The organism is Pseudomonas sp. P7779 (genome assembly GCF_013386315.1).
Taxonomy (GTDB): domain Bacteria; phylum Pseudomonadota; class Gammaproteobacteria; order Pseudomonadales; family Pseudomonadaceae; genus Aquipseudomonas.
The window spans coordinates 16,358-40,573 of sequence record NZ_JACARZ010000076.1 but is presented as its reverse complement, the minus strand read 5'-3'; the positions used below and the strand labels follow the sequence as shown (position 1 = coordinate 40,573).

At 61.7% G+C, this 24,216-nt stretch carries 22 protein-coding genes; 5 read left to right on the top strand and 17 right to left on the bottom strand.

The annotated features are described in order from the left end of the window. Positions 1-37 precede the first annotated feature (37 nt). The 12 genes from HX869_RS22020 to HX869_RS21965 form a co-directional block, all read right to left on the bottom strand. Complete coding sequence (locus tag HX869_RS22020) at positions 38-343, bottom strand: YkgJ family cysteine cluster protein (RefSeq protein ID WP_003208416.1); 306 nt, start codon at positions 341-343, stop codon at positions 38-40. 54 nt (positions 344-397) lie between these two features. Further along, positions 398-889, bottom strand: a complete 492-nt coding sequence (locus HX869_RS22015) for a DUF2878 domain-containing protein (protein WP_008432274.1) — start codon at positions 887-889, stop codon at positions 398-400. After that, positions 882-2,153, bottom strand: coding sequence for a cyclopropane-fatty-acyl-phospholipid synthase family protein (locus HX869_RS22010; protein WP_087693767.1), 1,272 nt, complete (start codon positions 2,151-2,153; stop codon positions 882-884). Before HX869_RS22010 ends, HX869_RS22015 begins: the two co-directional genes overlap by 8 nt. Further along, positions 2,140-2,946 (bottom strand): DUF1365 domain-containing protein, encoded by an 807-nt coding sequence (locus tag HX869_RS22005; protein WP_003208422.1) that lies wholly within the window; start codon positions 2,944-2,946, stop codon positions 2,140-2,142. Before HX869_RS22005 ends, HX869_RS22010 begins: the two co-directional genes overlap by 14 nt. Beyond that, the gene (locus HX869_RS22000) at positions 2,943-4,190 is read right to left on the bottom strand and encodes an NAD(P)/FAD-dependent oxidoreductase (protein WP_134325746.1); all 1,248 of its coding nucleotides are present in this window, start codon (positions 4,188-4,190) and stop codon (positions 2,943-2,945) included. Before HX869_RS22000 ends, HX869_RS22005 begins: the two co-directional genes overlap by 4 nt. Then, entirely contained in the window at positions 4,187-4,969 is a 783-nt protein-coding gene (locus HX869_RS21995; RefSeq protein ID WP_102604719.1) for an SDR family oxidoreductase, read from the bottom strand. Before HX869_RS21995 ends, HX869_RS22000 begins: the two co-directional genes overlap by 4 nt. After that, positions 4,966-5,388: a nuclear transport factor 2 family protein gene (locus tag HX869_RS21990; protein WP_008432282.1), complete on the bottom strand. Its 423-nt coding sequence runs from the start codon at positions 5,386-5,388 to the stop codon at positions 4,966-4,968. The genes HX869_RS21995 and HX869_RS21990 overlap by 4 nt, the downstream gene beginning before the upstream one ends. Next, a complete protein-coding gene (gene phrB / locus HX869_RS21985; protein ID WP_178903640.1) occupies positions 5,381-6,826 on the bottom strand; it encodes a deoxyribodipyrimidine photo-lyase in 1,446 nt (481 codons plus the stop codon). Before phrB ends, HX869_RS21990 begins: the two co-directional genes overlap by 8 nt. Beyond that, positions 6,827-7,756 carry a MerR family transcriptional regulator gene (locus tag HX869_RS21980; RefSeq protein ID WP_178903639.1) on the bottom strand — a complete coding sequence of 310 codons (930 nt, stop codon included), beginning with the start codon at positions 7,754-7,756 and terminating at the stop codon, positions 6,827-6,829. Between the two features lie 3 nt (positions 7,757-7,759). After that, a complete protein-coding gene (locus tag HX869_RS21975) occupies positions 7,760-8,731 on the bottom strand; it encodes a DUF523 and DUF1722 domain-containing protein (protein ID WP_008432288.1) in 972 nt (323 codons plus the stop codon). A 112-nt stretch (positions 8,732-8,843) separates the two neighbouring features. Next, complete coding sequence (locus tag HX869_RS21970) at positions 8,844-9,059, bottom strand: TIGR02450 family Trp-rich protein (protein WP_003208432.1); 216 nt, start codon at positions 9,057-9,059, stop codon at positions 8,844-8,846. Beyond that, a complete protein-coding gene (locus tag HX869_RS21965) occupies positions 9,056-10,042 on the bottom strand; it encodes an NAD(P)/FAD-dependent oxidoreductase (RefSeq protein ID WP_003208434.1) in 987 nt (328 codons plus the stop codon). The genes HX869_RS21970 and HX869_RS21965 overlap by 4 nt, the downstream gene beginning before the upstream one ends. Positions 10,043-10,251: 209 nt before the next feature. On the opposite strand from HX869_RS21965, the gene HX869_RS21960 reads away from it, so the two are divergent. Then, complete coding sequence (locus HX869_RS21960) at positions 10,252-11,151, top strand: TIGR01777 family oxidoreductase (protein ID WP_178903638.1); 900 nt, start codon at positions 10,252-10,254, stop codon at positions 11,149-11,151. 14 nt (positions 11,152-11,165) lie between these two features. Next, complete coding sequence (hemH, locus tag HX869_RS21955) at positions 11,166-12,191, top strand: ferrochelatase (RefSeq protein WP_134325751.1); 1,026 nt, start codon at positions 11,166-11,168, stop codon at positions 12,189-12,191. 752 nt (positions 12,192-12,943) lie between these two features. Here the strand turns inward: hemH and HX869_RS21950 are convergent. From HX869_RS21950 to algW, 3 genes are all read right to left on the bottom strand, one after another. Then, positions 12,944-13,663: a DUF4198 domain-containing protein gene (locus tag HX869_RS21950; RefSeq protein ID WP_087693760.1), complete on the bottom strand. Its 720-nt coding sequence runs from the start codon at positions 13,661-13,663 to the stop codon at positions 12,944-12,946. A gap of 12 nt (positions 13,664-13,675) precedes the next feature. Next, on the bottom strand, positions 13,676-15,787 hold the full coding sequence (locus tag HX869_RS21945; protein ID WP_178903637.1) for a TonB-dependent siderophore receptor: 2,112 nt from the start codon (positions 15,785-15,787) through the stop codon (positions 13,676-13,678). Between the two features lie 108 nt (positions 15,788-15,895). Continuing rightward, a complete protein-coding gene (gene algW / locus HX869_RS21940; protein WP_003208442.1) occupies positions 15,896-17,050 on the bottom strand; it encodes a Do family serine endopeptidase AlgW in 1,155 nt (384 codons plus the stop codon). A gap of 103 nt (positions 17,051-17,153) precedes the next feature. Here algW and HX869_RS21935 point away from each other — a divergent pair, with 103 nt between their 5' ends. The 3 genes from HX869_RS21935 (at position 17,154) to cysN (ending at position 20,994) form a co-directional block, all read left to right on the top strand. Next, on the top strand, positions 17,154-17,912 hold the full coding sequence (locus HX869_RS21935; protein ID WP_003208444.1) for a Nif3-like dinuclear metal center hexameric protein: 759 nt from the start codon (positions 17,154-17,156) through the stop codon (positions 17,910-17,912). Between the two features lie 256 nt (positions 17,913-18,168). Then, entirely contained in the window at positions 18,169-19,086 is a 918-nt protein-coding gene (gene cysD / locus HX869_RS21930) for a sulfate adenylyltransferase subunit CysD (RefSeq protein WP_003208447.1), read from the top strand. 9 nt (positions 19,087-19,095) lie between these two features. After that, positions 19,096-20,994, top strand: coding sequence for a sulfate adenylyltransferase subunit CysN (gene cysN / locus HX869_RS21925; protein ID WP_003208449.1), 1,899 nt, complete (start codon positions 19,096-19,098; stop codon positions 20,992-20,994). A 169-nt stretch (positions 20,995-21,163) separates the two neighbouring features. Here the strand turns inward: cysN and HX869_RS21920 are convergent, their stop codons facing one another. Beyond that, the gene (locus tag HX869_RS21920; RefSeq protein ID WP_003208452.1) at positions 21,164-22,063 is read right to left on the bottom strand and encodes an acyltransferase; all 900 of its coding nucleotides are present in this window, start codon (positions 22,061-22,063) and stop codon (positions 21,164-21,166) included. Next, positions 22,064-24,163, bottom strand: a complete 2,100-nt coding sequence (pta, locus tag HX869_RS21915) for a phosphate acetyltransferase (RefSeq protein WP_003208454.1) — start codon at positions 24,161-24,163, stop codon at positions 22,064-22,066. Positions 24,164-24,216 lie beyond the last annotated feature (53 nt).

Sequence of the window (24,216 nt, the reverse complement as noted above, 5' to 3'; positions counted from 1 at the left end):
AGCCCGCTCCCACATTGGCTACTCATTGGTTCCGAAATCAGCGATACACCGTCGCAATCCCCTGGCGCTCATCGATGCACTCCGGCGCGCCCATCTCGAATTCCCGGCAGATCAGCGGCCGCTTCTCGTAAATCGTGCACATCATCGTGTCGCGGTCCAGCGCCGCGCACCAGCCGTCATCCAGGCGCAGCATGACTTCGCCGCCCCAATCGTCGGTATCGATAAAGCGATCGGGCACGCCGGTGTCGGTGATCAGCATGACTTCCAGCTGGCAGCAGCACGCGGCGCAGGTGGAGCAGGTGACGGCAGGTTCGGCGATTTGGGTATGGGGGATGTTGGTCATAGGCGCGCAGTGTAAGGCAAGCGGCTCATAGGTGTGTGAAAGGGCTGACGGACGTCAATGCGCCAACTGCCTGGCGACCCAATGCAACAACGGAAAAATCATCCCCCAGAGTAACGCCAGGCCGATGACGGTCGGCACGGTGCCATAGCCGAAACTCACCCCGGCCAGTTGGCTGCCCGCGTAATAGGACAGCGGCCCACCCACCGCCCCCAACAAACTCGCACGCCACCAGGGCTGCGCGCTCCAGGCCAGGCAATGGCGCAGCGTGGTCGCCAGCAATGCCCACAACAGGATCAGCCACCATGGTGCCAACGGTCCGGGCAGGCTGAAATGAAACACGCCGAATGCTCGTAGCACGGTGTCGATCACGGTGCCCAATAAGGTGACGGCAAGAATCACCTGGCCTTCCGCTGACCACGAACTTATCCACAGCAGGTGGATTACCAGCACCGCCAACCCCACCAACAGCCACAGACTGTCGCCGCCCAGCACACAGGCAAACCAGCCGCACTGGAACAGCACGGCATTTGCCAGTGGTTTAAGCATCAAAGCGCCCGAGCAGTGGCTGGGTCAGCGCCGCCGGCTTGGCCAGCAGCATCTGCGCGGTGCCGATGGTGCGCTCCATAAAGCCGCCTTCGCAGTAGCACAGGTAAAACTCCCACAGCCGCAGGAAGTATTCGTCGTAGCCCATTTCCGTCAGGCGGCTGTGGGCGCGGCGAAAGTTCTCATGCCACAGGCGCAGGGTTCGCGCGTAGTGCAGGCCGAAGTCCTCCATGTGCAGCAGGTTCATGTCCGTGTCGCGGCTGACGACCTCCAGCATCTTCTGTACACAGGGCAGGGCGCCGCCGGGGAAGATATAGCGCTGGATAAAATCCACGCTGCTCTTGGCTTGTTCGTAGCGTTGCTCGCGAATGGTGATGGCTTGCAGCAACATCAGGCCGTTGCTCTTGAGCAACTGCGCGCACTGTTTGAAATAGGTCGGCAGGAAGCGGTGGCCCACGGCTTCGATCATCTCGATCGACACCAGCTTGTCGTACTGCCCGGTCAGGTCGCGGTAGTCCTCCAGCAGCAACGTCACCTGATTCTGCAAACCCAGGGCCTCGATGCGTTTTTCAGTGTAGGCAAACTGCTCTTTGGACAGGGTCGTGGTGGTGACCTTGCAGCCGTACTGCTGCGCGGCATAAATCGCCATGCTGCCCCAGCCGGTGCCGATTTCCAGCAGGTGGTCGGACGGTTTCAGCGCGAGCTTCTGGCAGATGCGTTCCAGTTTGTTCAGTTGTGCCTGTTCCAGTGTGTCATCGGCGGTGAGGAACTGCGCGGCCGAATACATCATGGTCGGGTCGAGGAATTCCTCGAACAGGTCGTTGCCCAGGTCGTAGTGGGCGGCAATGTTTTTCTGCGAGCCCTTGCGCGTATTGCGGTTGAGCCAGTGCAGGCCCTGGGTGAAGGGCCGCGCCAGTTTGGCCAGCCCACCTTCCAGCGCATCCAGCACGTCGAGGTTGCTGACCATCACCCGCACCACGGCAGTCAGGTCCGGGCTGCTCCAGTAGCCATGAATAAATGCCTCGCCCGCGCCGATGGAACCGTTGGCTGCCACCAGCCCCCACACGGCTGAATCGAGGATCTGGATCTCCCCCAGCAGGTGCGCTTCCCGTGCGCCGAAGACTTGCCGTTCGCCGTCCTCGATCACCACCAACTGGCCGTGGCGCAGTTGGCCGAGCTGGCGCAGAACGGCTTTGCGCAGCAGCGCGGCGGTCATGCCGTTGACGTTCAAGCGGTTGGATTTGACCGATAAGCTAGGGGATTTCATGGCGGCGATCCTTGGTGTACCCGACTGCGGTGCGAGAAGCGCCTTCGGCGGCGTGATGGGAAAAAATCGGCGTGCGTTTAAGCAAGAGGCGCAAGGCCTGCCAATAAATGGCCAGGCAGGTCTTGGCGGTCATCCACGGGAAGCGCCACAGGTAGCGGTGCAGGCTGGCGCGGTTCAGGGCTTCGCGTTGCAGGCTCAAGGTGGCGTCAAAGACTTTCAGTTCGCCCTGCCAGTCGGCCATATGCACGCCGAGCCTGGCGGCGGGCGGGCTGAAGCTCATGCGGTATTCCAGGTCCCGGGGCAAGAACGGCGACACATGAAACGCCTTGGCCACGGCGAAGTGCTGATGCTCACCGGCAGGCAGCGCCTGGGCTGGCAGCACGTAGTGATAGCGCTCGCGCCACGGGGTGTTGGTCACTTCACAAAGGATCGCGGCCAGCGTTCCGTCGGCCTCGAAGCAGTAGAAGAAACTCACCGGGTTAAAGGCCAGGCCCCAACTGCGGGCCTGGGTCAGCAGGCAGATAACGCCCGAGGGGATGCGCCCCAGGGCCTTGCCGACTTCTTGGCGTACGGCATCGGTCAAGCTCATGCCGTGACGGGTAAATTCACGCAGGTAATCCTGCTGGCGAAACGCGAACGGCGCCCAGCGCTCGCCCGCCAATGGCGACAAGCCGAACACTTCGTCCTGTTCGCTGAGGTCCAGGTACAGCAGGCCGATCCGGTAGCGGAAGGCATGGCCCTTTGGCGTAAACCGCCGATGGGCGATCCAGCCGCTGTACAGGGCGCTGTTCACAGGATTTCCCCGAACGCCTTGGCCACGCGCAATGCGCTGACCACGCCGTCTTCGTGGAAACCGTTGGCCCAGTAGGCGCCGCAATAATAGGTGTGCTGCGTTCCGTGCAGTTCTTCCCAGCGCGCTTGGGCGGCCACGGCGGCCAGGCTGTATTGCGGGTGGGCGTAGGTGTAGCGGGCGAGGACTTTGAGCGGGTTGATCAGCGCCGTTTGATTGAGGCTCACGCAAAAGGTGGTGGTGCTGTCGATGCCCTGCAGGATGTTCATGTCGTAAGTCACCGCCGCCTGTTTTTGCGCGCGGCCATCCAGGCGGTAATTCCAGCTGGCCCAGGCCAGTTTGCGCTCGGGCAGCAGACGGGTATCGGTGTGCAGGACGACGTCATTGTCGGCGTAGGGCAGGGCGCCGAGGATCTGTTGCTCGGCCAGGCTCGCATCCCCCAGCAACGCCAGGGCCTGGTCGCTGTGGCAGGCGAACACCACCTTGTCGAATGCCTCGCTGCCGGCGGCGCTGTGGATAACTGCGCCGATGGCTGAGCGCTCAACCCGGGTGACCGGGCAATTGAGGCGGATATTTTCGCGGAAGGACTGGGTCAGCGGTTCGATATAGCGGCTGGAACCGCCTTCGATCACGCACCACTGCGGCCGGTTGCTCACCGACAACAAGCCATGGTTCTTGAAGAACCGCACGAAGAATTGCAGGGGAAACCCGAGCATGTCAGCCAGGGACATCGACCAGATCGCCGCGCCCATCGGCACGATGTAGTGCTGGATAAATCGCTGGCCGTAGCCGCCCGCTTGCAGGTACTCGCCCAGGGTCATCTCGGCGCTGATGCGTTGCTCTTGCAGGTCCAGGGGCGCCTGGCGGTTGAAGCGCAGGATATCGCGCAACATGCCCCAGAACCCCGGCGACAGAATATTCCGGCGCTGGGCAAACAGGCTGTTGAGGTTGTTGCCGTTGTACTCGAACCCGGCGTTCGGGTCGCACACCGAAAAGCTCATCTCGGTGGGTTTGTACGTCACGCCAATCTGCCCCAGCAGCTTGATGAAGTTGGGATAGGTCCAGTCGTTGAACACGATAAAGCCGGTGTCCACCGCATGGCTTTTGCCTTCCACTGTGACATTCACCGTGTGAGTGTGCCCGCCGATGCGGTCGCCCGCTTCGAACAGGGTGATGTCGTGGCGGCGACTGAGCAGGTAGGCGCTGGTCAGCCCGGCAATGCCGCTGCCGATAATGGCGATCTTCACAGGTCGTCCTTTCTCGGCGGCGGGCTGCGCAGCATGCGTTTGCCAATGATCAACTGGACGCGGTTCGGCAGTTTCGACAGTGGCCACAAGGCGGCAATAAACAGGGCAGGGAAGGCAATTTCCAATGGGCGGTTCTGCAGCTTGGCGAAGATATGTCGCGCGGCCTTGTCCGCCGGCCAGCTCAGGGGCATCGGGAAATCATTGCGGGCGGTCAGCGGCGTGTCGACAAACCCCGGGCTGACCACGGTGACGTCGATCCCTTCAGGTGACAGGTCGATACGCAGGGACTCGAACAGGTAACGCAGGCCTGCCTTCGACGCACCATAGGCTTCCGCCCTGGGCATCGGCAGGTAGGTCACCGCACTGGCCACACCGACCAGGTGCGGTGTATGACCGGCACGCAACAGCGGCAGCGCGGCCTCGATGCAGTAACTGCTGGCCAGCAGGTTGGTGCGCACCACGTGCTCGATGATCGAGGCGTCGAACTGCCTGGCATCCACGTATTCGCAGGTACCGGCATTCAGGATCACGGTGTCCAGCGAGCCCCAGACCACTGCGATGTGTTCACCGATCTCGCGCACGGTCTGGCTGTTGGTCAGGTCGCCGGCCACCACCAGCACTTGCCCGGGGTATTGCTGGGCAAGCTGTTCCAGGGGCGCCTTGGAGCGGGAACTGAGGGCCACATGGGCACCGCTTTCGAGCAGCGTCTTGGCCAGTTCGGCCCCGATGCCACTGCTGGCACCGGTCAACCAGTAACGACGTGGAAGGTTAAGGCTCATCCCATTCTCCTTTTCAGCCAGCTGACCACACCGCCAAGGACCGGCACGTGTTCATACAGCAACTGTCCAGCGTCAAAATAATCCCGGTGGCGATACACCTTGTCGCGCCACAGCAGGTGCGAGCAGCCTTCCACACGAATCACTTCGCCCTTGGCCAGGCGCGGGTGGCAGAAGCTCATTGTCCAGCGCAGGTAGCCTTCGCCTTCCGCCACTTGATCAAAGCCATGGAAGTCAAAGCGCAACTGGGTAACGTTGTCGTACAGCTCGGCGAAGTAGCGGTGCAACGCCGGCAGCCCGTGCACCTCGTGCAGTGGGTCGGTGAAACTGATGTCCTGGCTGTACAGGCCGTCGAGCAGGTGCAGGTTGTGCTTGTCCACACTGGCGAACACCTGGGCGAAGCGGCGCAGGAAATCACTCATAAGCACCTCCGACCGCCTGGCGTGAAGGCAGGCTGCGGAAAGCGGCGAGGGCGCGCTCGCGGGATTTTTTCAAGTCGACGATAGGACGAGGATAGTCGGCCACACCAAACAGGCCGCCCACGGCGTCGGGGTTGTGCACTTCCTTTTTGTTCAGCGCCGCCAGTTGCGGCAGCCAGTGCTTGATAAACACACCTTCGCCGTCGAATTTTTCCGATTGGCTCAAGGGGCTGAAAATCCGGAAGTACGGGGCCGAGTCGGTGCCGGTGGACGAGCTCCACTGCCAGCCACCGTTGTTGGCTGCCAGGTCGCCATCGATCAGGTGACGCATGAAAAAGCGCTCGCCTTCGCGCCAGTCGATCAGCAGGTTTTTGGTCAGGAACATCGCTACCACCATGCGCAGGCGATTGTGCATCCAGCCGGTTTCCAGCAGCTGGCGCATGGCGGCGTCGATGATCGGCAGGCCGGTGCGTGCTTCCTGCCACGCTTTCAAGTCTTCCGGGCTGTTGCGCCAGGCCACGGCTTCGGTCTCTGGGCGGAATGCGCGGTGGCGCGAGACCCGTGGGTAGCCCACCAGAATATGTTTGTAGAACTCGCGCCACAGCAGCTCGTTGATCCAGGTAATCGCGCCGATGTCGCCGCTTTCGAATTCACCCTGGTTGCTTTGCAGCGCGGCATGCAGGCACTGGCGCGGTGAAACCACGCCTGCTGCAAGGTAGGCCGAAAGCTGGCTGGTACCGGGCTTGGCCGGGAAGTCGCGTTCGTCCTTGTAGTAGCTGATTTGTGCGTCGGCAAACTGGTCGAGACGGCGCCGGGCTTCGGCTGCGCCGGCAGGCCACAGGGCGCGCAAGGCTTCGCTCGGGGTAGCGAAGCCCTCGACGTGATCCGGAACCTCGTCGCTTTTGAGTTTGAGCGGCGCCTGCGCCTTGGGCGTGGCGACCAAACGCGGCAAGGCGCCATGCAGGCGGCTGTAGCAGACCTTGCGGAACTGGCTGAACACCTGGAAGTAGGTGCCGGTCTTGGTCAGCACGCTGCCGGGCTGGAAAAACAACTGGTCCAGATAGGTGTGGAACGTGATGCCTTGAGCTTCGAGGGCCTTGGCCACGGCGGCGTCGCGGCGCTCTTCGTGGATGCCGTATTCGTCATTGACGTGCACCGACTCCACCGACAGTTCCTGGCACAGGCCTGCCAGGACTTCAGGTGCTTGATCCCAAGTGTCGGCATGGCGGATCAATAACGGAATGTTCAACTCGCCCAGTGCCGAGCTCAAGCGCTGCAGGTTGCGCAGCCAGAAATCGACCTTGCACGGCGCGTCATCGTGGGCCAGCCATTGCCCGGGGCTGATCAGGTAGACGGCCGCTGTCGGGCCACGCTGTGCGGCGGCGGCGAGGGCGGTGTTGTCATGTAGGCGCAGGTCGGTGCGCAGCCAGATCAAGTGCATTTAAATAAGTCCACGCTGGATCAGTACCTGATGGGCCGACAACGGGTCTTCGGCCAGGAGCAATTCAGGAATCTCTTGGGTTAATACGGACAGCTCCGCCTGGTGGATGCATACCGTTGGTCCGGTTATCAGTTTTGGGCAACTGAAGCCGCTCAACAGTTTGCCCAGCACCGAGGTATGGAGTGCCTTGCTCGAATACAGCAGTACCGCGCGGGGTTGCAGATGCTCGACGGCCAGGGCCAGTTCGCCTACCGGCAATGGCCAGTCGAAAACTTCCACCGGGCAATCGGCGCTGCTGGCGAGCCAGGCGGTGAGCCACAGGTGCGGCTCCAGCGGCAGGTCGGAATGGTTGATCAGCAGCAGGGGGGCGCCGTTGAGCTGGCGGTTGTTGTGATACATCCGCGCACCGAATTTGCTGCGCAGCCAGGAATAGAAAAATACCCGTTCCATTTGCGCGCCGAACTGGCCTTGCCAGCGCAGTTCGAGCTCCTTGAGCAACGGCAATAACAGTTGCTCGCACAAGGTGCGCGGCGGGTACAGCGCCATGGCCTGGTTGAAGGCATCATCCACCCGGCGCTCGGCCAGTTCGCTGATGGCCTGCACCAGGTGCTGGCGGCGGTTATGCCATTCGTTTTCCACCGGCGGCTCGCTGGTGGCTTGCGCGGTGTCGATCAGGCTCTTGACCTGGCTGACCGGCACACCGCGGTTGAGCCAGGTCAGGATGGCATGGATGCGTTGCACGTGTTCGGCACTGAACAGGCGGTGCCCCTTGGGCGTGCGCTGGGGCACGATCAGGCCGTAGCGCCGCTCCCAGGCGCGCAAGGTCACGGCGTTGACGCCGGTCTGGCGCGCCACTTCGCGGATCGGCAGCCAGCCTTGTTCGATGGCCTCGGCGATGTCTTCGCCAGGTTCTTGCAGGGGAAAAGTCATAGGTTAAATCGCATTACGCAGGCTGAGGTTTTCCGGGTGCGGTTGCAGGTAGGCCTGCTGCGCGATATAGCGGTCCGGATGCTGGCGAAAGTGGTGCTTGAGCAGCGTCAGCGGTACCACCAGCGGCACGATGCCCTGGCGGTATTGGCTGATGATGGTCTGCATTTCCTGTTTGTCTTCGGCGCTGATGGCTTGCTTGAGGTAGCCGCTGATGTGTTGCAGCACGTTGGTGTGGGTGCCGCGTGTGGCGCACTGGGTCAGGGCGCTCATCAGTTCGCTGAAGTAGCCGGCGGCCAAGGCGCCCAGGTCGACGTCCCTGGGCATGCTGCCCAGCAGGTTGCCGAGGCTTTTGTAATGCACCGGGCTGTGGGCCATCAGCAGGTATTTGTAGCGCGAGTGAAATTCCAGCAGGCGGTGACGGGTCAGGCCTTCGGCGAGCAGTTGCTGCCAGGTGGCGTAGACGAACACCCGGGTCAGGAAGTTTTCCCGCAGGACCGGGTCATTCAGCCGACCGTCTTCTTCCACCGGCAGGTTGGGGTGGCGCGCACAAAACGCCTGGGCGTAGATGCCGCGCCCGCCGCCGTCGATGGGCATGCCGTTGTCCTGATAGACCTTTACCCGCTCCAGGCCGCAGGACGGGGATTTCTGCATGAAGATGTAACCGCAGAGGTCGGTGTGTTCAGCTGCCATTTGCTGGCCGTAATCGTCCAGCGGCTGGGTCACGTTAAGTTCGCGGTTTACGGTGCCAACGGCCTGTGGATTGAGCGGGTCGCCCACCAGGCGAATCGGTTCGCGGGGGATGCCCAGGCCAATGGCGACTTCAGGGCACAGCGGCACGAAGTCGAAATAATCGGCCAGGGTCTGGCTACACAGCTGGGATTGTTTATGCCCGCCGTTGAAGCGCACGTTCTCGCCCAACAGGCAGGCGCTGATGGCGATTTTCGGTTTGCCGGTGGCGGGCAGGGTGCTGGACATGGCCAAACCTCGATGAAATTCCTGTACAGAGTTAAATTCCTGTACAACTTAATCTCATCATAGGTTTGAAGCTGTACAAGTCAAATAATTTGTACAGGTATTTGCGGAATGGCTATTTCCAGCCGATTTTCCAGTCTTCGGCGTTTTGCAGGGTTTGCCAGGCCAGGCGCTGCACGCGATGGCTCATCACGGCTTCCAGCTCGATTTCCTGCACATCGCCTTCGTCATCACGCAGCAGTTTGGTCACCAGAAAATGTTTTTCCTTGTGCTGCGGGCGGGCTGCTGTCCACTTCGACAGCAGCAGCTTGGCGGGATTGATGCGGTTCATCGCAGGTGCTCGATCAACCGCCGCGCCGCCTCCTGGCCGCTGAGCCACGCGCCTTCCACGCGGCCTGACAGGCACCAGTCGCCACACACATACAGGCCCAGGTCGGCGTCGGCCAGCACGCCAAATTCATGGCTGGTGGACGGCCGCGCGTACAGCCAGCGGTGGGCGAGGGTGAAGGATGGCGCCGGCATGGCGCTGTGCAGCAGTTCGGCAAAGGCGCCGTGCAGGTGTTCGATCACGGCTTCCTTGGACAGGTCCAGGTGTTGCTTGCTCCAGGTGCTGGTGGCGTGCAAAACCCAGGTGTCGAGGGTGGTGTCGCGCCCCGGTTTGCTGCGGTTGCGCGCCAGCCAGTCCAGCGGGCTGTCCTGGACGAAGCAGCCTTCCATGGGCGTATCCAGCGGCTTGTCGAAGGCCAGGGCAATGGCCCAGGTCGGGTCCATCTTGACCCCGGCGGCGACACTCGCCAGCTTGGGCGCAGCGGCCAGCAAGGCAGTGGCCTGGGGCGCCGGGGTGGCGATGATCACGTGGCTGAACGGGCCGTGGCTTTCGCCGTCGGCGTCCAGCAGGTTCCAGTGATGTTTGCCCTGGAACACTTCGGTGATGCGGCAACCGAACTGCACCGGCAAGTCATCGAGCAGGGCGCGGGTGATCGCGCTCATGCGCGGCGTGCCGACCCAGCGGATCTGTTCATCGGGGGAGGGCGTCAGTTGACCGGACTTGAAGTTGTACAGCTGTGGCTTCCATTGCTCGGCGCAACCATTGGCCTGCCAGCGTTGCACCTCGTTGACGAAGCGCCGGTCGCGGGCGGTGAAGTACTGTGCGCCCATGTCCAGCGAGCCCGCATCGCTGCGCTTGCTGGACATGCGACCGCCACTGCCGCGGCTTTTATCGAAGAGTTGTACAACGTGCCCCGCGTCTTTCAACGCTCGGGCGGCGGAGAGACCGGCGATGCCGGTGCCAATGATCGCGATGGGAACAGTCATGGGAGGCCTCGTTTTACCGTTGGGTACAGACTACGCCGACACCAATAGCTGTACAATATTGTTTTTTGGTATAAGTTTTGGCGTACCTGATCGTTTGGCGTGACCTATGGTTAAACCTGAAGGTTTAACCAGCGTTGCGCCCGATTAAAACATCCCTGTTTATAAAATAGACTAACGGTGGTCGGCGAACGTTACACGAGGAACAACTCATGCACATTTTGCTGACCGGCGGTACCGGTTTGATCGGCCGTCAACTTTGCCAATACTGGCTTGCCCAGGGCCATCGCCTCACGGTCTGGAGCCGCCATCCCGAACAAGTGGCTAAATTGTGCGGCGCCCCGGTGCGTGGCGTCGCCCGCCTGCAGGACATAAACGAGGCGGTGGACGCGGTGGTCAATCTGGCCGGCGCGCCGATTGCCGACCGGCCCTGGACGCATAAACGCAAGGCGCTGTTGTGGAGCAGCCGTATCGGCCTCACCGAAACGCTGCTGGCCTGGCTTGAGGGCCTTGAACACAAACCGGCGGTGTTGATCTCCGGTTCCGCGGTGGGCTGGTACGGCGACGGCGGTGAGCGCGAGCTGACCGAAGACAGCGGCCCGGTGCAGGACGATTTCGGCAGCCAGTTATCCATTGCCTGGGAAGAAACCGCCCAGCGTGCCGAGGCATTGGGCATCCGCGTGGTGCTGGTGCGTACCGGGCTGGTGCTGGCGGCGGAGGGCGGCTTTTTGTCGCGGCTGTTGCTGCCGTTCAAACTGGCGCTGGGCGGGCCTATCGGCAATGGTCGGCAGTGGATGCCATGGGTCCATATAAAGGATCAAATCGCCCTGATTGATTTTCTTCTGCACAAGACCGATGCCAGCGGTCCTTATAATGCCTGCGCGCCACACCCGGTACGCAACCTGGAGTTCGCCAAGACCCTGGGCAAGGTGCTGCACCGCCCGGCGTTCATGCCCATGCCGGCGTTTGCCTTGCGTATCGGCCTGGGCGAGTTGTCCGGTTTGTTGCTGGGTGGCCAGCGGGCTTTGCCGCAGCGGCTGTTGGCGGCCGGTTTCACTTTCCAGTTCACTGAGTTGCATGCGGCCCTGGACGACTTGTCCAGCCGCCTCTAGAGATAGGATGTTGCATGACGGATCACGCGTTGTTACTGGTCAACCTGGGTTCACCGGCGTCCACTTCGGTGGCGGATGTGCGCAGCTACCTCAATCAGTTCCTGATGGACCCTTACGTCATTGACCTGCCATGGCCGGTTCGGCGTTTGCTGGTGTCGCTGATCCTGATCAAGCGCCCGGAGCAATCGGCCCATGCCTACGCCTCGATCTGGTGGGACGAAGGCTCGCCGCTGGTAGTTCTTAGCCGCCGCTTGCAACAACAGATGACTGCACAGTGGACCCAGGGGCCGGTGGAGTTGGCCATGCGCTATGGCGAGCCGTCGATTGAAAGCGTACTGACCCGGCTGGCGTCCCAAGGCATCCAGAAAGTGACCCTGGCGCCGTTGTACCCGCAGTTTGCCGACAGCACCGTGACCACGGTAATCGAAGAGGCCCGGCGCGTGGTGCGGCACAAAAAGCTGGCGATCGAGTTTTCGATTCTGCAGCCGTTCTACGATGAACCGGAGTACCTGGACGCCTTGGCCAACAGCGCCAGAGCCTATGTGGAAGAGGATTTCGATCACCTCCTGCTGAGCTTTCATGGGTTGCCCGAGCGCCACCTGAAAAAGCTCGACCCTACCGGGCAACACTGCTTCAAGGACGCCAACTGCTGCCAGAACGCCTCTCCCGAGGTGCTTGCCACGTGCTATCGCGCGCAGTGCTTCAGTGTTGCGCGGGACTTCGCGGAGCGCCTGGGGTTGCCGGATGGCAAATGGTCGGTGGCGTTCCAGTCGCGGCTGGGCCGGGCCAAGTGGATCGAACCGTACACCGAGGCACGCCTTGAAGCGTTGGCTCAACAGGGCGTGAAGAAGCTGCTGGTGATGTGCCCGGCGTTTGTTGCGGACTGCATCGAGACACTGGAGGAAATTGGTGATCGCGGCCTGGAGCAATTCCGCGAAGCGGGGGGCGAGGAGTTGGTGTTGGTGCCGTGCCTGAACGATGACCCGCAGTGGGCGGCGGCGCTCAATACCCTGTGTGAAAGAGCGCCGGTCGCGCTGTAATCAAGCCGAGTGAGGACTGAATGTGGGAGCGGGCTTGCTCGCGAAGGCGGTGGGTCAGTTAATGAAGATGGCGACTGACACACCGCTTTCGCGAGCAAGCCCGCTCCCACATTGACTGTGCCCACTCTGGATTTGCGGGGTTACTCGTGATGCGGCTCGCCCAGGAAGGTCAGGGAACTGGAAAGAGCGCCGGTTGCACTGTAATCAAGCCGAGTGAGGACTGAATGTGGGAGCGGGCTTGCTCGCGAAGACGGTGGGTCAGTTAATGAAGATGGCGACTGACACACCGCTTTCGCGAGCAAGCCCGCTCCCACATTGACTGTGCCCACTTTGGATTTGCGGGGTTACTCGTGATGCGGCTCGCCCAGGAAAGTCAGGGAACTGGAAAGAGCGCCGGTTGCACTGTAATCAAGCCGAGTGAGGACTAAATGTGGGAGCGGGCTTGCTCGCGAAGACGGTGGGTCAGTTAATGAAGATAGCGACTGAAACACCGCTTTCGCGAGCAAGCCCGCTCCCACATTGACTGTGCCCACTCTGGATTTGCGGGGTTACTCGTGATGCGGCTCGCCCTGAAAGCTCAGGGAACTGGAAAGAGCGCCGGTCGCGCTGTAATCAAGCCGAGTGAGGACTGAATGTGGGAGCGGGCTTGCTCGCGAAGACGGTGGGTCAGTTAATGAAGATGGCGACTGACACACCGCTTTCGCGAGCAAGCCCGCTCCCACATTGACTGTGCCCACTTTGGATTTGCGGGGTTACTCGTGATGCGGCTCGCCCAGGAAAGTCAGGGAACTGAACAGTCCGCGAGTCGCGACATCAGCATTGTCTTTGAGCGGGATCTCCACCTGCGCCGCAATCACATTCAATCCTTCATTCCTCACCAGCACCTGGGCGCGACCGTCTTTATCGGTCTCGGTGCTCAGGGTGTTCGGTGCGTTGCGATAGTCTCCGATCAGCTTGACTCCTGCCGCCGGCTTGCCATCCAGCAGCACCCGTACCGGCAGTGATTTACCCGGGCCGACCGTCAGCGGATCAACTTCCGGCAAGATCAGTAGCTTGATCTGATCCAGCTTCGGCACCTTCGCCCCCGGCTGGTAGATCGCCAGGCTGTACTTGAAGGTCTGGGTCGACTCAATCGCCCCCGGCACCTTGCTGCGGCCCTCGTTGATCCACTTCTTGTCAGGCGTCTGTGACCACATCCCGTTATCCAGGGCGACCGCCAGTACAGCCGGCGATTTGAGCGGCTTCAGGCGCGCATGGTCGGGCAGGCGTTCCACGGTCACCGGGATCATTTTGCCGCTGGCGTCATAAGCCCAGGCGCCGCTGATTTTCTGCGCCTTGAACGCGTTGTCTTCGGCGCCGTGGCCGTAGATCACTTCGATATTGCCGCGCCGTTGTTCGGTCCACAGTCCGTGGGCCGAGACTTGGGTGGCAAACAGCAGGCCGAGCACGGCCAGGGATTTGAAGGCTTGCATGGAGACGTCCTTTTACAGGTTGAGGGTCAGGCTGACGGTGAAGTTGCGCGGCTCGCCGGGATTGACCCAGTAGTTGCTGTAGGAGCGCTCGTAGTACTTTTCATCGAACAGGTTGTTGAGGTTCAGGCCCACGGTGACGTTGTCGCTGGCCTTGTAATGGGCCAGCAAATCGACGGTGTGGTAGGCCGGTAATTCAAAGCTTTTGCCGGCTTCGCCGGAGCGGTCGCCGACGTAGGTAAAGGCCGCGCCGAGGTCGGAGCCGCGCAGCAAGCCGTCCTGGAATTCATACACTCCGAGCAAGCTGGCGCTGCGTTTGGCTACGCCGAGAATCCGGCTGCCAGTGGGGATGGCTTTGTCGCCTTTGGTCACTTCGGCGTCGATGTAGGCAAAGGCGCCGATCACCCGTACGGCGTCAGTCACCTGGCCGGTCAGTTGCAGGTCAAAACCCTGGCTGCGGGCCTTGCCCATGGCGCGCTGTGTGTCGGTAGCCGGGTCCAGGGCCAGGACATTTTCTTTCTCGATATGGAAGGCGGCGAGGGTGGTGCTCAGGCGGTCGTCGAACAGCTCGCTCTTGATCCCGATTTCATACCCCACGCCTTCTTCCGGCTTGAAGGATTTGCCGCCGGCGTCCAGGCCATTGTTGGGTTTGAACGAGGTGGAGGCGTTGGCGAACAGGCCCACTTCAGGCGTCAGTTGGTAGAGCAAGCCGGCGCGTTGGGTCAGGGCGTCGTGGGTCTGCCGGCTTTTGGCATGGTTGCGGCTGAAGTCGTCGGTGCGCTGCTCGAAGTGTTCGAACCGCGCGCCGATCATCCCGCGCAGGCGGTCGGTGAAGATGATCTGGTCCTGCAGGTTCAGCGCCTGGCTTTTCACCTGTTGGAAAAAGTCAGTGCCGGAGCGCTTGCCGTTCGGTTTGGGCTGGCCATAGACCGGGTCATAGATGTCGATGGCGTAATCGCCGCCGGCGATGGCGGTCACCCGTTCTTTCTTGCGGTAGTCCTCGTACTCGGTGCCGATCAGCAATTCGTGCTGCCAACTGCCGATGTCGAACCGACCGCGCAGCTCGAGCTGGGTGATGCTGTCATGCCAACCGGTGGAGCGCTCGCGGTAGCGGCGGCTGAGGGTGTGGCCATCGGCATCCAGCGCGCGGTTTTCCGAGGCGTTGCCCCACAGGCTGCCTTGTTTGTAATGGCTGGCCAGGCGCAGTTGCCAGGCATCGTTGAGGTGATGCTCGAGGCTGGCTTGCAGGCGGTTGTTGTGGTTGCGGATATCGCCGTCGTCGGGCTCGCCGAGAAAGGTCGAGCGGGAGACGCCGCTCCAGCGGTTGTTGGGCGCGACGATGCCGCGGTCGAAAGTGGAGCGGTGACGCACGAATTCACTTTCCACCAGCAGGCGGGTGTCCGGGTCAAGTTGCCAACTGATGGAGGGCGCGACGAAGACCCGCCTGGCTTCAACGTGGTTGCGAAAGCTGTGGTTGTCTTCCACCGCCAGGTTGACCCGCGATAACAGGTTGCCCTCGCTGTCCAGCGGCGTGTTCACGTCCAGCGCGGTGCGGTAGCGGTCCCAACTGCCGGCGCTGGTCTGCAGTGTGGTGAAGGCATCGGGCTGCGGCTTTTTGCTGACGATATTCACCGTGCCGCCTGGGTCACCACGGCCATACAGGCTGGCGGCGGGGCCTTTGAGCACCTCGATGCGCTCGATATTCGCCGCGTCCGGCGTGCTCGGGTAACCGCGGTTGGCGCTGAAACCGTCCACGTAAAACTCTGACGTGGTGAAGCCGCGAACGCTGTATTCGTAGAGCGTCAGGCCGCCGAAGTTGTTCTGTTTGGACACGCCGCCGGCAAACTCAAGGGCACGCTCGACGTTGGTGCTGCCCAGGTCGTTGAGTACCGAAGCGGGAATCACGCTGATGGACTGTGGGATATCCCGCAAGGCGGTGTCGGTTTTTGTGGCGCTGGCGGAGCGGGTGGCGCGATAGCCCTTGACCGGGCCGGTGGCTGATTCGTACGCCTCGCTGGTGATGCGGGTGGCTTCCAGTTCAACGGGGGCGGTGTCTTCGGCGTAGGCCGGGTCCACCAGCAAACCCAGGGCGATTCCCGCCAGCCGGGCAAATCTTCGAGACGGCATGATAGAGCGTTCCAATAGCGATATTGAAACAATATAACATGACTAATGAGAATGAATTTCTTTTGAAATATTAGGTAACAGGAGCCCGCGAACGGGCTCCCGAAGCCGTTATTCCTCTTCTTTCACCGGTGCAGGCGGCGGACGCAGGCCAATTTCCGCCGACAGCTTGATTTCCTTGCCATTGCGCATCACCTGGATCGCCACCTTGTCGGTGGGTTTGATCCGCGCCACCTGGTTCATCGACTTGCGACCATCCCCGGCCGGCTCGCCGTCGATGCTGAGGATCACATCCCCCAGTTGCAGGCCGGCTTTCTGCGCCGGGCCGTCGCGGAAGATCCCGGCGACCACGATGCCAGGGCGTCCGGTCAGGCCAAACGACTCGGCCAGTTCCTTGGTCAGCGGCTGGACTTCAATCCCCAGCCAGCCACGAATCACCTGGCCATGCTCGATGATCGACTTCATCACTTCAGTGGCCAGCTTCACCGGAATCGCGAAACCGATGCCCTGGGAGCCGCCGGACTTGGAGAAGATCGCGGTGTTGATGCCGGTCAGGTTGCCGTTGGCATCCACCAGCGCGCCGCCGGAGTTGCCCGGGTTGATCGCCGCGTCGGTCTGGATGAAGTCTTCATAGCTGTTGAGGCCCAACTGGTTACGCCCGGTGGCGCTGATGATGCCCATGGTCACGGTCTGGCCGACGCCGAACGGGTTGCCGATGGCCAGCGCCACGTCACCTACGCGCAGCCCTTCGGAGCGCCCGATGGTGATCGAGGGCAGGCCTTTCAAATCGATTTTCAGCACCGCGAGGTCGGTTTCCGGGTCGCTGCCGACCACGCGGGCCAGGGTTTCCCGGCCATCACGCAGGGCCACCACAATCTGGTCGGCGCCGGTGGTCACGTGGTTGTTGGTGAGGATGTAGCCTTCCGGGCTCATGATCACGCCGGAGCCGAGGCTGGATTCCATGCGCCGCTGCTTGGGCGAGTTGTCGCCGAAATAGCGACGAAACTGTGGGTCTTCAAACAGCGGGTGCGCCGGTTTGTTGATGACCTTGGTGGTGTACAGGTTGACCACGGCGGGGGCGGCGATCACCACTGCATCGGCGTAAGTCACCGGGCCTTGTACCACCGCGCTGGTTTGCGGTGCCTGTTGCAGGTTGACATCAAGGGTCGGCAGGCCGACCAGTTGTGGATAACGCTGAATAATCAGCATCGCGATCAGCACGCCAGCCAACAATGGCCATCCAAAAAAACGCAGTGCCTTGAGCATGAAGAAAAATCCTGACAGGTTGCAGGGGGCGGGAGAGCGCCCATAATGTCGCGCATTATACGAGGCCGTGAGCGCCTCTGAACGGGATATTTAGGAGTCTTTTATGGCCGTTGCCCTGAGCACCTTAGTCGAGGAAGCGGACCGCTACCTTAATAGTGCCAAAATCGCCGATTACTGCCCCAACGGCCTGCAGGTCGAGGGCCGACCGCAAGTGCTGCGCATCGTCAGCGGCGTGACCGCCAGCCAGGCATTGCTGGACGCGGCGGTCGAAGCCCAGGCCGACCTGGTGCTGGTGCACCACGGTTATTTCTGGAAAGGCGAAAGCCCGTGCATCACCGGCATGAAGCAGCGCCGCCTGAAAACCCTGCTCAAGCACGACATCAGCCTGCTGGCCTATCACTTGCCGCTGGACCTGCACCCTGAGGTCGGCAACAACGTGCAACTGGCCCGGCAACTGGACATCACCGTCGAAGGCCCGCTGGACCCGGACAACCTCAAGGTCGTCGGCCTGGTGGGTTCCCTGGCTGAGCCGGCGTCGCCCCGTGATTTTGCCCGCCGCGTGCAGGAAGCCATGGGCCGCGAGCCGCTGCTGATCGAAGGCAGCGAGATGATCCGCCGCGTGGGCTGGTGCACCGGTGGTGGCCAGGGCTATATCGACCAGGCGGTGCTCGCCGGGGTTGACCTGTACCTGAGCGGCGAAGCCTCGGAGCAGACCTTCCACAGCGCCCGGGAAAACGACATCAGCTTTATCGCGGCCGGGCACCACGCCACCGAGCGTTACGGCGTGCAAGCCTTGGGCGATTACCTCGCACGGCGCTTCGCCCTCGAACACCTCTTCATCGACTGCCCAAACCCGATCTAACGAACACCACCGGATACATGTGGGAGCGGGCTTGCTCGCGAATGCGGTGCATCAGTCGCCATATGCATTGACTGACACACCGCATTCGCGAGCAAGCCCGCTCCCACATTTGATCGAGTCGAGCCAAACCCAGCGGTATATTGATATACCGTTTCGATCTAGCCAGCCCCCTCAATAGAATCAGGCGCTGTGCTAGCATGCCCCGCTCGAACACGGCCCGCTGGCCGTCCATAAGATCGTTTTTCCGTGAGTAACCATGGTCGACAAACTGACGCATCTGAAACAGCTGGAGGCGGAAAGCATCCACATCATCCGCGAGGTCGCCGCCGAGTTCGATAACCCGGTGATGCTCTACTCGATCGGTAAAGACTCCGCCGTGATGCTGCACCTGGCACGCAAGGCCTTTTTTCCGGGCAAGCTGCCGTTTCCGGTGATGCACGTCGACACCCGCTGGAAATTCCAGGAGATGTACAAGTTCCGCGACAAGATGGTCGAAGAGCTTGGTCTTGAGTTGATCACTCACGTCAACCCGGACGGTGTGGCGCAGGGCATCAACCCGTTCACCCACGGCAGCGCCAAGCACACCGACATCATGAAGACCGAGGGCCTGAAACAGGCGCTCGACAAGTATGGTTTCGACGCTGCATTCGGCGGTGCCCGTCGCGATGAAGAGAAATCCCGTGCCAAAGAGCGCGTGTACTCGTTCCGCGACAGCAAGCACCGCTGGGACCCGAAAAACCAGCGCCCGGAGCTGTGGAACGTCTACAACGGCAACGTCAACAAAGGCGAGTCGATCCGTGTGTTCCCGCTGTCCAACTGGACCGAGCTGGATATCTGGCAGTACATCTACCTGGAAGGCATCCCGATCGTCCCGCTGTACTTCGCCGCCGAACGCGAAGTGATCGAGAAGAACGGCACGTTGATCATGATCGACGACGACCGCATCCTCGAGCACCTGTCCGACGAAGACAAAGCCCGAATCGTCAAAAAGAAAGTACGTTTCCGTACCCTTGGCTGCTACCCGTTGACGGGCGCGGTGGAGTCCGAAGCCGAGACGCTGACGGACATCATTCAGGAAATGCTCCTGACGCGAACTTCCGAGCGCCAGGGCCGTGTCATCGACCACGATGGTGCAGGCTCGATGGAAGATAAAAAACGTCAAGGCTATTTCTAAGGGGCTGTCATGTCGCATCAATCTGATTTGATCAGCGAGGACATCCTCGCCTACCTGGGCCAGCACGAGCGCAAGGAAATGTTGCGCTTCCTGACCTGTGGCAACGTCGACGACGGCAAGAGCACCCTGATCGGGCGCCTGCTGCACGACTCCAAGATGATCTACGAGGATCACCTGGAAGCCATCACCCGCGATTCGAAGAAATCCGGCACCACCGGTGACGACATCGACCTGGCGTTGCTGGTCGACGGCCTGCAGGCCGAGCGTGAGCAGGGCATCACCATCGACGTTGCCTACCGCTACTTCTCCACCGCCAAGCGCAAATTCATCATCGCCGACACCCCCGGCCATGAGCAGTACACCCGCAACATGGCCACCGGTGCCTCCACCTGTGACCTGGCGATCATCCTGATCGACGCCCGCTACGGCGTGCAGACCCAGACCCGTCGCCACAGCTTCATCGCCTCGTTGCTGGGCATCAAGCACATCGTGGTGGCCGTCAACAAGATGGACATCAATGGCTTTGACCAAAGCGTATTCGAGTCGATCAAGGCTGATTACCTGAAGTTTGCCGACGGTATCGCGTTCAAGCCGAGCACCCTGGCCTTCGTGCCGATGTCGGCCCTCAAGGGCGACAACGTGGTGAACAAGAGCGAGCGTTCGCCCTGGTACACCGGGCAGTCGCTGATGGAGATCCTCGAGACCGTCGAGATCGCCAACGACCGCAACTACACCGACCTGCGTTTCCCGGTGCAGTACGTCAACCGTCCGAACCTGAACTTCCGTGGTTTTGCCGGCACCCTGGCCAGCGGCATCGTGCACAAGGGCGACGAAGTTGTGGTGCTGCCGTCGGGCAAGAGCAGCCGCGTCAAATCCATCGTCACCTTTGAAGGTGAACTGGAAAACGCAGGTCCCGGCCAGGCCGTGACCCTGACCATGGAAGACGAAATCGACATCTCCCGTGGCGACCTGCTGGTGCATGCCGACAACGTGCCGCAAGTGACCGACGCTTTCGACGCCATGCTGGTGTGGATGGCTGAAGAACCGATGCTGCCGGGCAAGAAATATGACATCAAGCGCGCCACCAGCTACGTGCCGGGTTCCATCACCAGCATTGTGCATCGCGTGGATGTGAACACCCTGGAAGAAGGCCCGGCGAGCGCCTTGCAGTTGAACGAGATCGGCCGGGTCAAGGTCAGCCTCGACACGGTCATCGCCCTGGACGGTTACGCGAGCAACCGCACCACCGGTTCGTTCATCGTCATCGACCGTTTGACCAACGGCACCGTGGCTGCGGGCATGATCATCGCGCCGCCGGTGACCCATGGCAGCGCGGCGCAGCACGGCAAACTGGCTCACGTGGCCACCGAAGAGCGCGCCCAGCGCTTCGGCCAGCAACCGGCGACCGTGTTGTTCAGCGGCTTGTCGGGCGCCGGCAAAAGCACCCTGGCCTACGCGGTTGAACGCAAGCTGTTCGACATGGGCCGTGCGGTGTTTGTGCTGGACGGCCAGAACCTGCGCCACGACCTGAACAAGGGCTTGCCGCAGGACCGTGCCGGGCGTACCGAGAACTGGCGTCGTGCCGCGCACGTGGCGCGTCAGTTCAACGAAGCCGGCTTGCTGACGTTGGCGGCGTTTGTTGCCCCGGATGCTGAAGGGCGTGAACAGGCCAAGGCGCTGATCGGCGGTGATCGTTTGCTGACCGTGTACGTGCAGGCTTCGCCGCTGGTGTGTGCCGAGCGTGATCCGCAAGGTTTGTACGCGGCGGGCGGCGATAACATCCCGGGTGAGTCCTTCCCGTATGACGTGCCGTTGAATGCGGACCTTGTGATCGACACCCAGGCGTTGTCGCTGGAAGACAGCGTCAAGCAAGTGCTGGACCTGCTGCGCCAGCGCGGCGCGATCTAAGCTTCACGCGCGCAAAAAAGCCCGCCATGTTGGCGGGCTTTTTTTATGGGGCCTTGGAAACAACTCGGTCAAATGTGGGAGCGGGCTTGCTCGCGAAAGCAGAGTGTCTGCCGCCACATGTATAGGCTGGCACACCGCATTCGCGAGCAAGCCCGCTCCCACATTTTGATCAGTGACTGGCGGGATAATCTGTGTGCAATTTGGCGAGCAACACATCCTTCTCTTCCCACAACCGGTTGATCCAGCCCTGGAACGCCAACCGATACTCCCCATCCTGCTCATAATTCTTGCCGATAAACTCGGCCGGAATCTGCACCTCTTCAAACTGTACGACAACGTCCTTCACATTCCCGCACAGCAAATCCCAATAACCGGGGCGCCCACCAGGATAGTGAATGGTCACGTTCACCAGCGACTTCAGCTGTTCACCCATGGCATCCAGCACAAAGGCAATGCCGCCGGCCTTGGGCTTGAGCAGGTAGCGAAACGGTGACTGTTGCTGTGCATGCTTGCCCGGGGTAAACCGCGTGCCTTCGGCAAAGTTGAAAATGCCCACCGGGTTGTGGCGAAACTTCGCGCAGGTCTTGCGGGTGGTTTCCAGGTCCTTGCCTTTCTTCTCCGGGTGCTTTTCCAGGTACGCCTTGGTGTAGCGCTTCATGAACGGGAAGCCCAGTGTCCACCACGCCAAACCAATCACCGGGACCCAGATCAGCTCCTGCTTGAGGAAGAACTTCAGCGGGCGAATGCGCCGGTTGAGCACGTATTGCAGCACCATGATATCGACCCAGCTCTGGTGGTTGCTGGTCACCAGATATGAGTGTTCATAGTCCAGGCCTTCCAGGCCTTTCAGGTGCCAGCGGGTGCGTCGCACCAGGTTCATCCAGGCCTTGTTGTTGCTGATCCAGGCCTCGTGGGTCTGGTTCATCAGCCATTCACTGAAGCGCTTGGCAAACGGCAGCGCCTTGAACAGCGCCACGATAAACAGGAACGAGCACAGCAAAATCGTATTCAACGCCAGCAACAGCGAGGCGATCACCCCGCGCACGGCGGCAGGTAGAAAATCCAGCATTTAGACATCCATAGGTCGGTTGGCGGCTTGAATCGCGGTCAATGCGATCGTGTACACGATGTCGTCCACCTGCGCCCCGCGGGGCAGGTCGTTCACCGGTTTGCGCAGGCCTTGCAGCATTGGGCCCAGGCTGACGCAATCGGCACTGCGCTGCACGGCCTTGTGGGTGGTGTTGCCGGTGTTGAGATCCGGGAACACGAACACCGTGGCCTTGCCCGCCACCAGGCTGTTGGGCGCCAGTTGCCGGGCCACGCTTTCGTTGGCGGCGGCGTCGTACTGCAACGGGCCGTCGATCAGCAGCGAGCTTTGGGCTTCGTGGGCGAGCAGGGTGGCTTCGCGGACCTTCTCGACCTCCTCGCCCGTGGCCGAATCACCGCTGGAGTAACTGATCATCGCCACCCGTGGCGTGATACCGAATGCGGCGGCCGAGTCGGCGCTTTGCAGGGCGATTTCCGCCAGCTCCGCCGCGCTGGGGTGCGGGTTCATCACGCAGTCGCCGTATACCAGCACTTGCTCGGGGAACAGCATGAAAAACACCGACGAGACCAGGGTGCAGCCCGGCGCGGTCTTGATCAGTTGCAAGGCCGGGCGAATGGTATTGGCAGTGGAGTGGATGACGCCGGAGACCAGGCCGTCCACTTCATCCAGGGCGAGCATCATGGTGGCGATCACCACGGTGTCTTCCAGTTGCTGCTCGGCCATCGGCGCGTTGAGGCTTTTGGTTTTGCGCAGGGCCACCATCGGCTCCACGTAGCGCTGGCGAATCAGGTCGGGGTCGAGAATCTCCAGGCCTTCGGGCAGCTCGATGCCATGGGCGCGGGCTACGGCTTCCACGTCGGCCGGCTTGGCCAGCAGTACGCAACGGGCGATCCCGCGTGCCTGGCAGATGGCGGCGGCCTGCACGGTCAGCGGCTCGCTGCCTTCGGGCAACACGATGCGCTTGTTGGCCGCCTGGGCGCGCTGGATCAGTTGATAACGGAACACCGCCGGCGACAGGCGCATCTCCCGCGGCGTGCCGCAGCGTTGGTGCAGCCAGCGGGCGTCGAGGTGGCTGGCGACGAAGTCGGTGATGATCTCCGCACGTTCGCGGTCATCAATCGGGATTTCCTTGTTCAGGCTGTTGAGCTGGTTGGCGGTGTCATACGAGCCGGTGCTCACCGACAACACCGGCAGCCCGGCCTGGAACGCGCCACGGCACAGGTCCATGATCCGTGGGTCGGGCAGGGTGTCGCTGGTCAGCAACAGGCCGGCCAGCGGCACGCCGTTGATGGCGGCCAGGCTGACGGCGAGGATGATGTCGTCGCGGTCGCCGGGTGTCACCACCAATACGCCGGGCTTGAGCAGCTCCACGGTGTTGCGCATGGTACGGGCGCAGATGATGATCTTGGTCATGCGCCGGGTTTCGTAATCACCGGCATTGAGGATCTGCGCGCCCATCAGGTCGGCCACGTCGCGGGTGCGCGGGGCGTTGAGTTCCGGTTGGTAGGGGATGCAGCCCAACAGGCGGAAATCGCCGCTGCGCAACAACGGCGAATGTTCTTTGAGCCGTGCCGAGAACGCCTCCATGCTTTCGTCGGTGCGCACTTTGTTGAGGATCACGCCCAGCACTTTTGGGTCTTTCGGGCCGCCGAACAGCTGGGCCTGCAATTCCACGCGGCCGGAGAGTTCGGTCAGCACTTCGTTTTCCGGGGCCGAGACCAGGATCACCTCGGCGTCCAGGCTCTTGGCCAGGTGCAGGTTGACCCGGGCCGCATAGCTGGCACTGCGGGTCGGCACCATGCCTTCGACGATCAGCACGTCCTTGCCCACGGCGGCTTGCTGGTAAAGGGTGATGATTTCTTCCAGCAGCTCGTCGAGCTGGCCGTCGCCGAGCATCCGTTCGACATGGGCCAGGCCCAGAGGCTGGGGCGGTTTCAGGCCGTGGGTGCGGGCCACCAGCTCGGTAGAGCGCTCGGGGCCGGTGTCGCCGGGGTGCGGTTGGGCAATCGGTTTGAAGAAGCCGACTTTCAGCCCGGCCCGTTCAAGGGTGCGCACCAGCCCAAGGCTGATGGAGGTCAGACCCACACCAAAATCGGTGGGCGCGATAAAAAAAGTCTGCATGCGAATTCTCTGGAGGTGCATGGCTTCGGTGGCGGCCTATGGCTGGCTGCCTA

Coding starts and splice junctions, on each gene's coding strand:
- phrB (WP_178903640.1), bottom strand. CDS start 6,826: ATGCACTTGATCTGGCTGCGCACCGACCTGCGCCTACATGACAACACC.
- HX869_RS21960 (WP_178903638.1), top strand. CDS start 10,252: ATGCACATTTTGCTGACCGGCGGTACCGGTTTGATCGGCCGTCAACTT.
- algW (WP_003208442.1), bottom strand. CDS start 17,050: ATGCTCAAGGCACTGCGTTTTTTTGGATGGCCATTGTTGGCTGGCGTG.
- HX869_RS21965 (WP_003208434.1), bottom strand. CDS start 10,042: ATGACTGTTCCCATCGCGATCATTGGCACCGGCATCGCCGGTCTCTCC.
- hemH (WP_134325751.1), top strand. CDS start 11,166: ATGACGGATCACGCGTTGTTACTGGTCAACCTGGGTTCACCGGCGTCC.
- cysD (WP_003208447.1), top strand. CDS start 18,169: ATGGTCGACAAACTGACGCATCTGAAACAGCTGGAGGCGGAAAGCATC.
- HX869_RS21920 (WP_003208452.1), bottom strand. CDS start 22,063: ATGCTGGATTTTCTACCTGCCGCCGTGCGCGGGGTGATCGCCTCGCTG.
- HX869_RS22015 (WP_008432274.1), bottom strand. CDS start 889: ATGCTTAAACCACTGGCAAATGCCGTGCTGTTCCAGTGCGGCTGGTTT.
- HX869_RS21980 (WP_178903639.1), bottom strand. CDS start 7,756: ATGACTTTTCCCCTGCAAGAACCTGGCGAAGACATCGCCGAGGCCATC.
- cysN (WP_003208449.1), top strand. CDS start 19,096: ATGTCGCATCAATCTGATTTGATCAGCGAGGACATCCTCGCCTACCTG.
- HX869_RS21935 (WP_003208444.1), top strand. CDS start 17,154: ATGGCCGTTGCCCTGAGCACCTTAGTCGAGGAAGCGGACCGCTACCTT.
- HX869_RS22020 (WP_003208416.1), bottom strand. CDS start 343: ATGACCAACATCCCCCATACCCAAATCGCCGAACCTGCCGTCACCTGC.
- HX869_RS21950 (WP_087693760.1), bottom strand. CDS start 13,663: ATGCAAGCCTTCAAATCCCTGGCCGTGCTCGGCCTGCTGTTTGCCACC.
- HX869_RS21945 (WP_178903637.1), bottom strand. CDS start 15,787: ATGCCGTCTCGAAGATTTGCCCGGCTGGCGGGAATCGCCCTGGGTTTG.
- HX869_RS22010 (WP_087693767.1), bottom strand. CDS start 2,153: ATGAAATCCCCTAGCTTATCGGTCAAATCCAACCGCTTGAACGTCAAC.
- HX869_RS21975 (WP_008432288.1), bottom strand. CDS start 8,731: ATGTCCAGCACCCTGCCCGCCACCGGCAAACCGAAAATCGCCATCAGC.
- HX869_RS21970 (WP_003208432.1), bottom strand. CDS start 9,059: ATGAACCGCATCAATCCCGCCAAGCTGCTGCTGTCGAAGTGGACAGCA.
- HX869_RS21990 (WP_008432282.1), bottom strand. CDS start 5,388: ATGAGTGATTTCCTGCGCCGCTTCGCCCAGGTGTTCGCCAGTGTGGAC.
- HX869_RS21995 (WP_102604719.1), bottom strand. CDS start 4,969: ATGAGCCTTAACCTTCCACGTCGTTACTGGTTGACCGGTGCCAGCAGT.
- pta (WP_003208454.1), bottom strand. CDS start 24,163: ATGCAGACTTTTTTTATCGCGCCCACCGATTTTGGTGTGGGTCTGACC.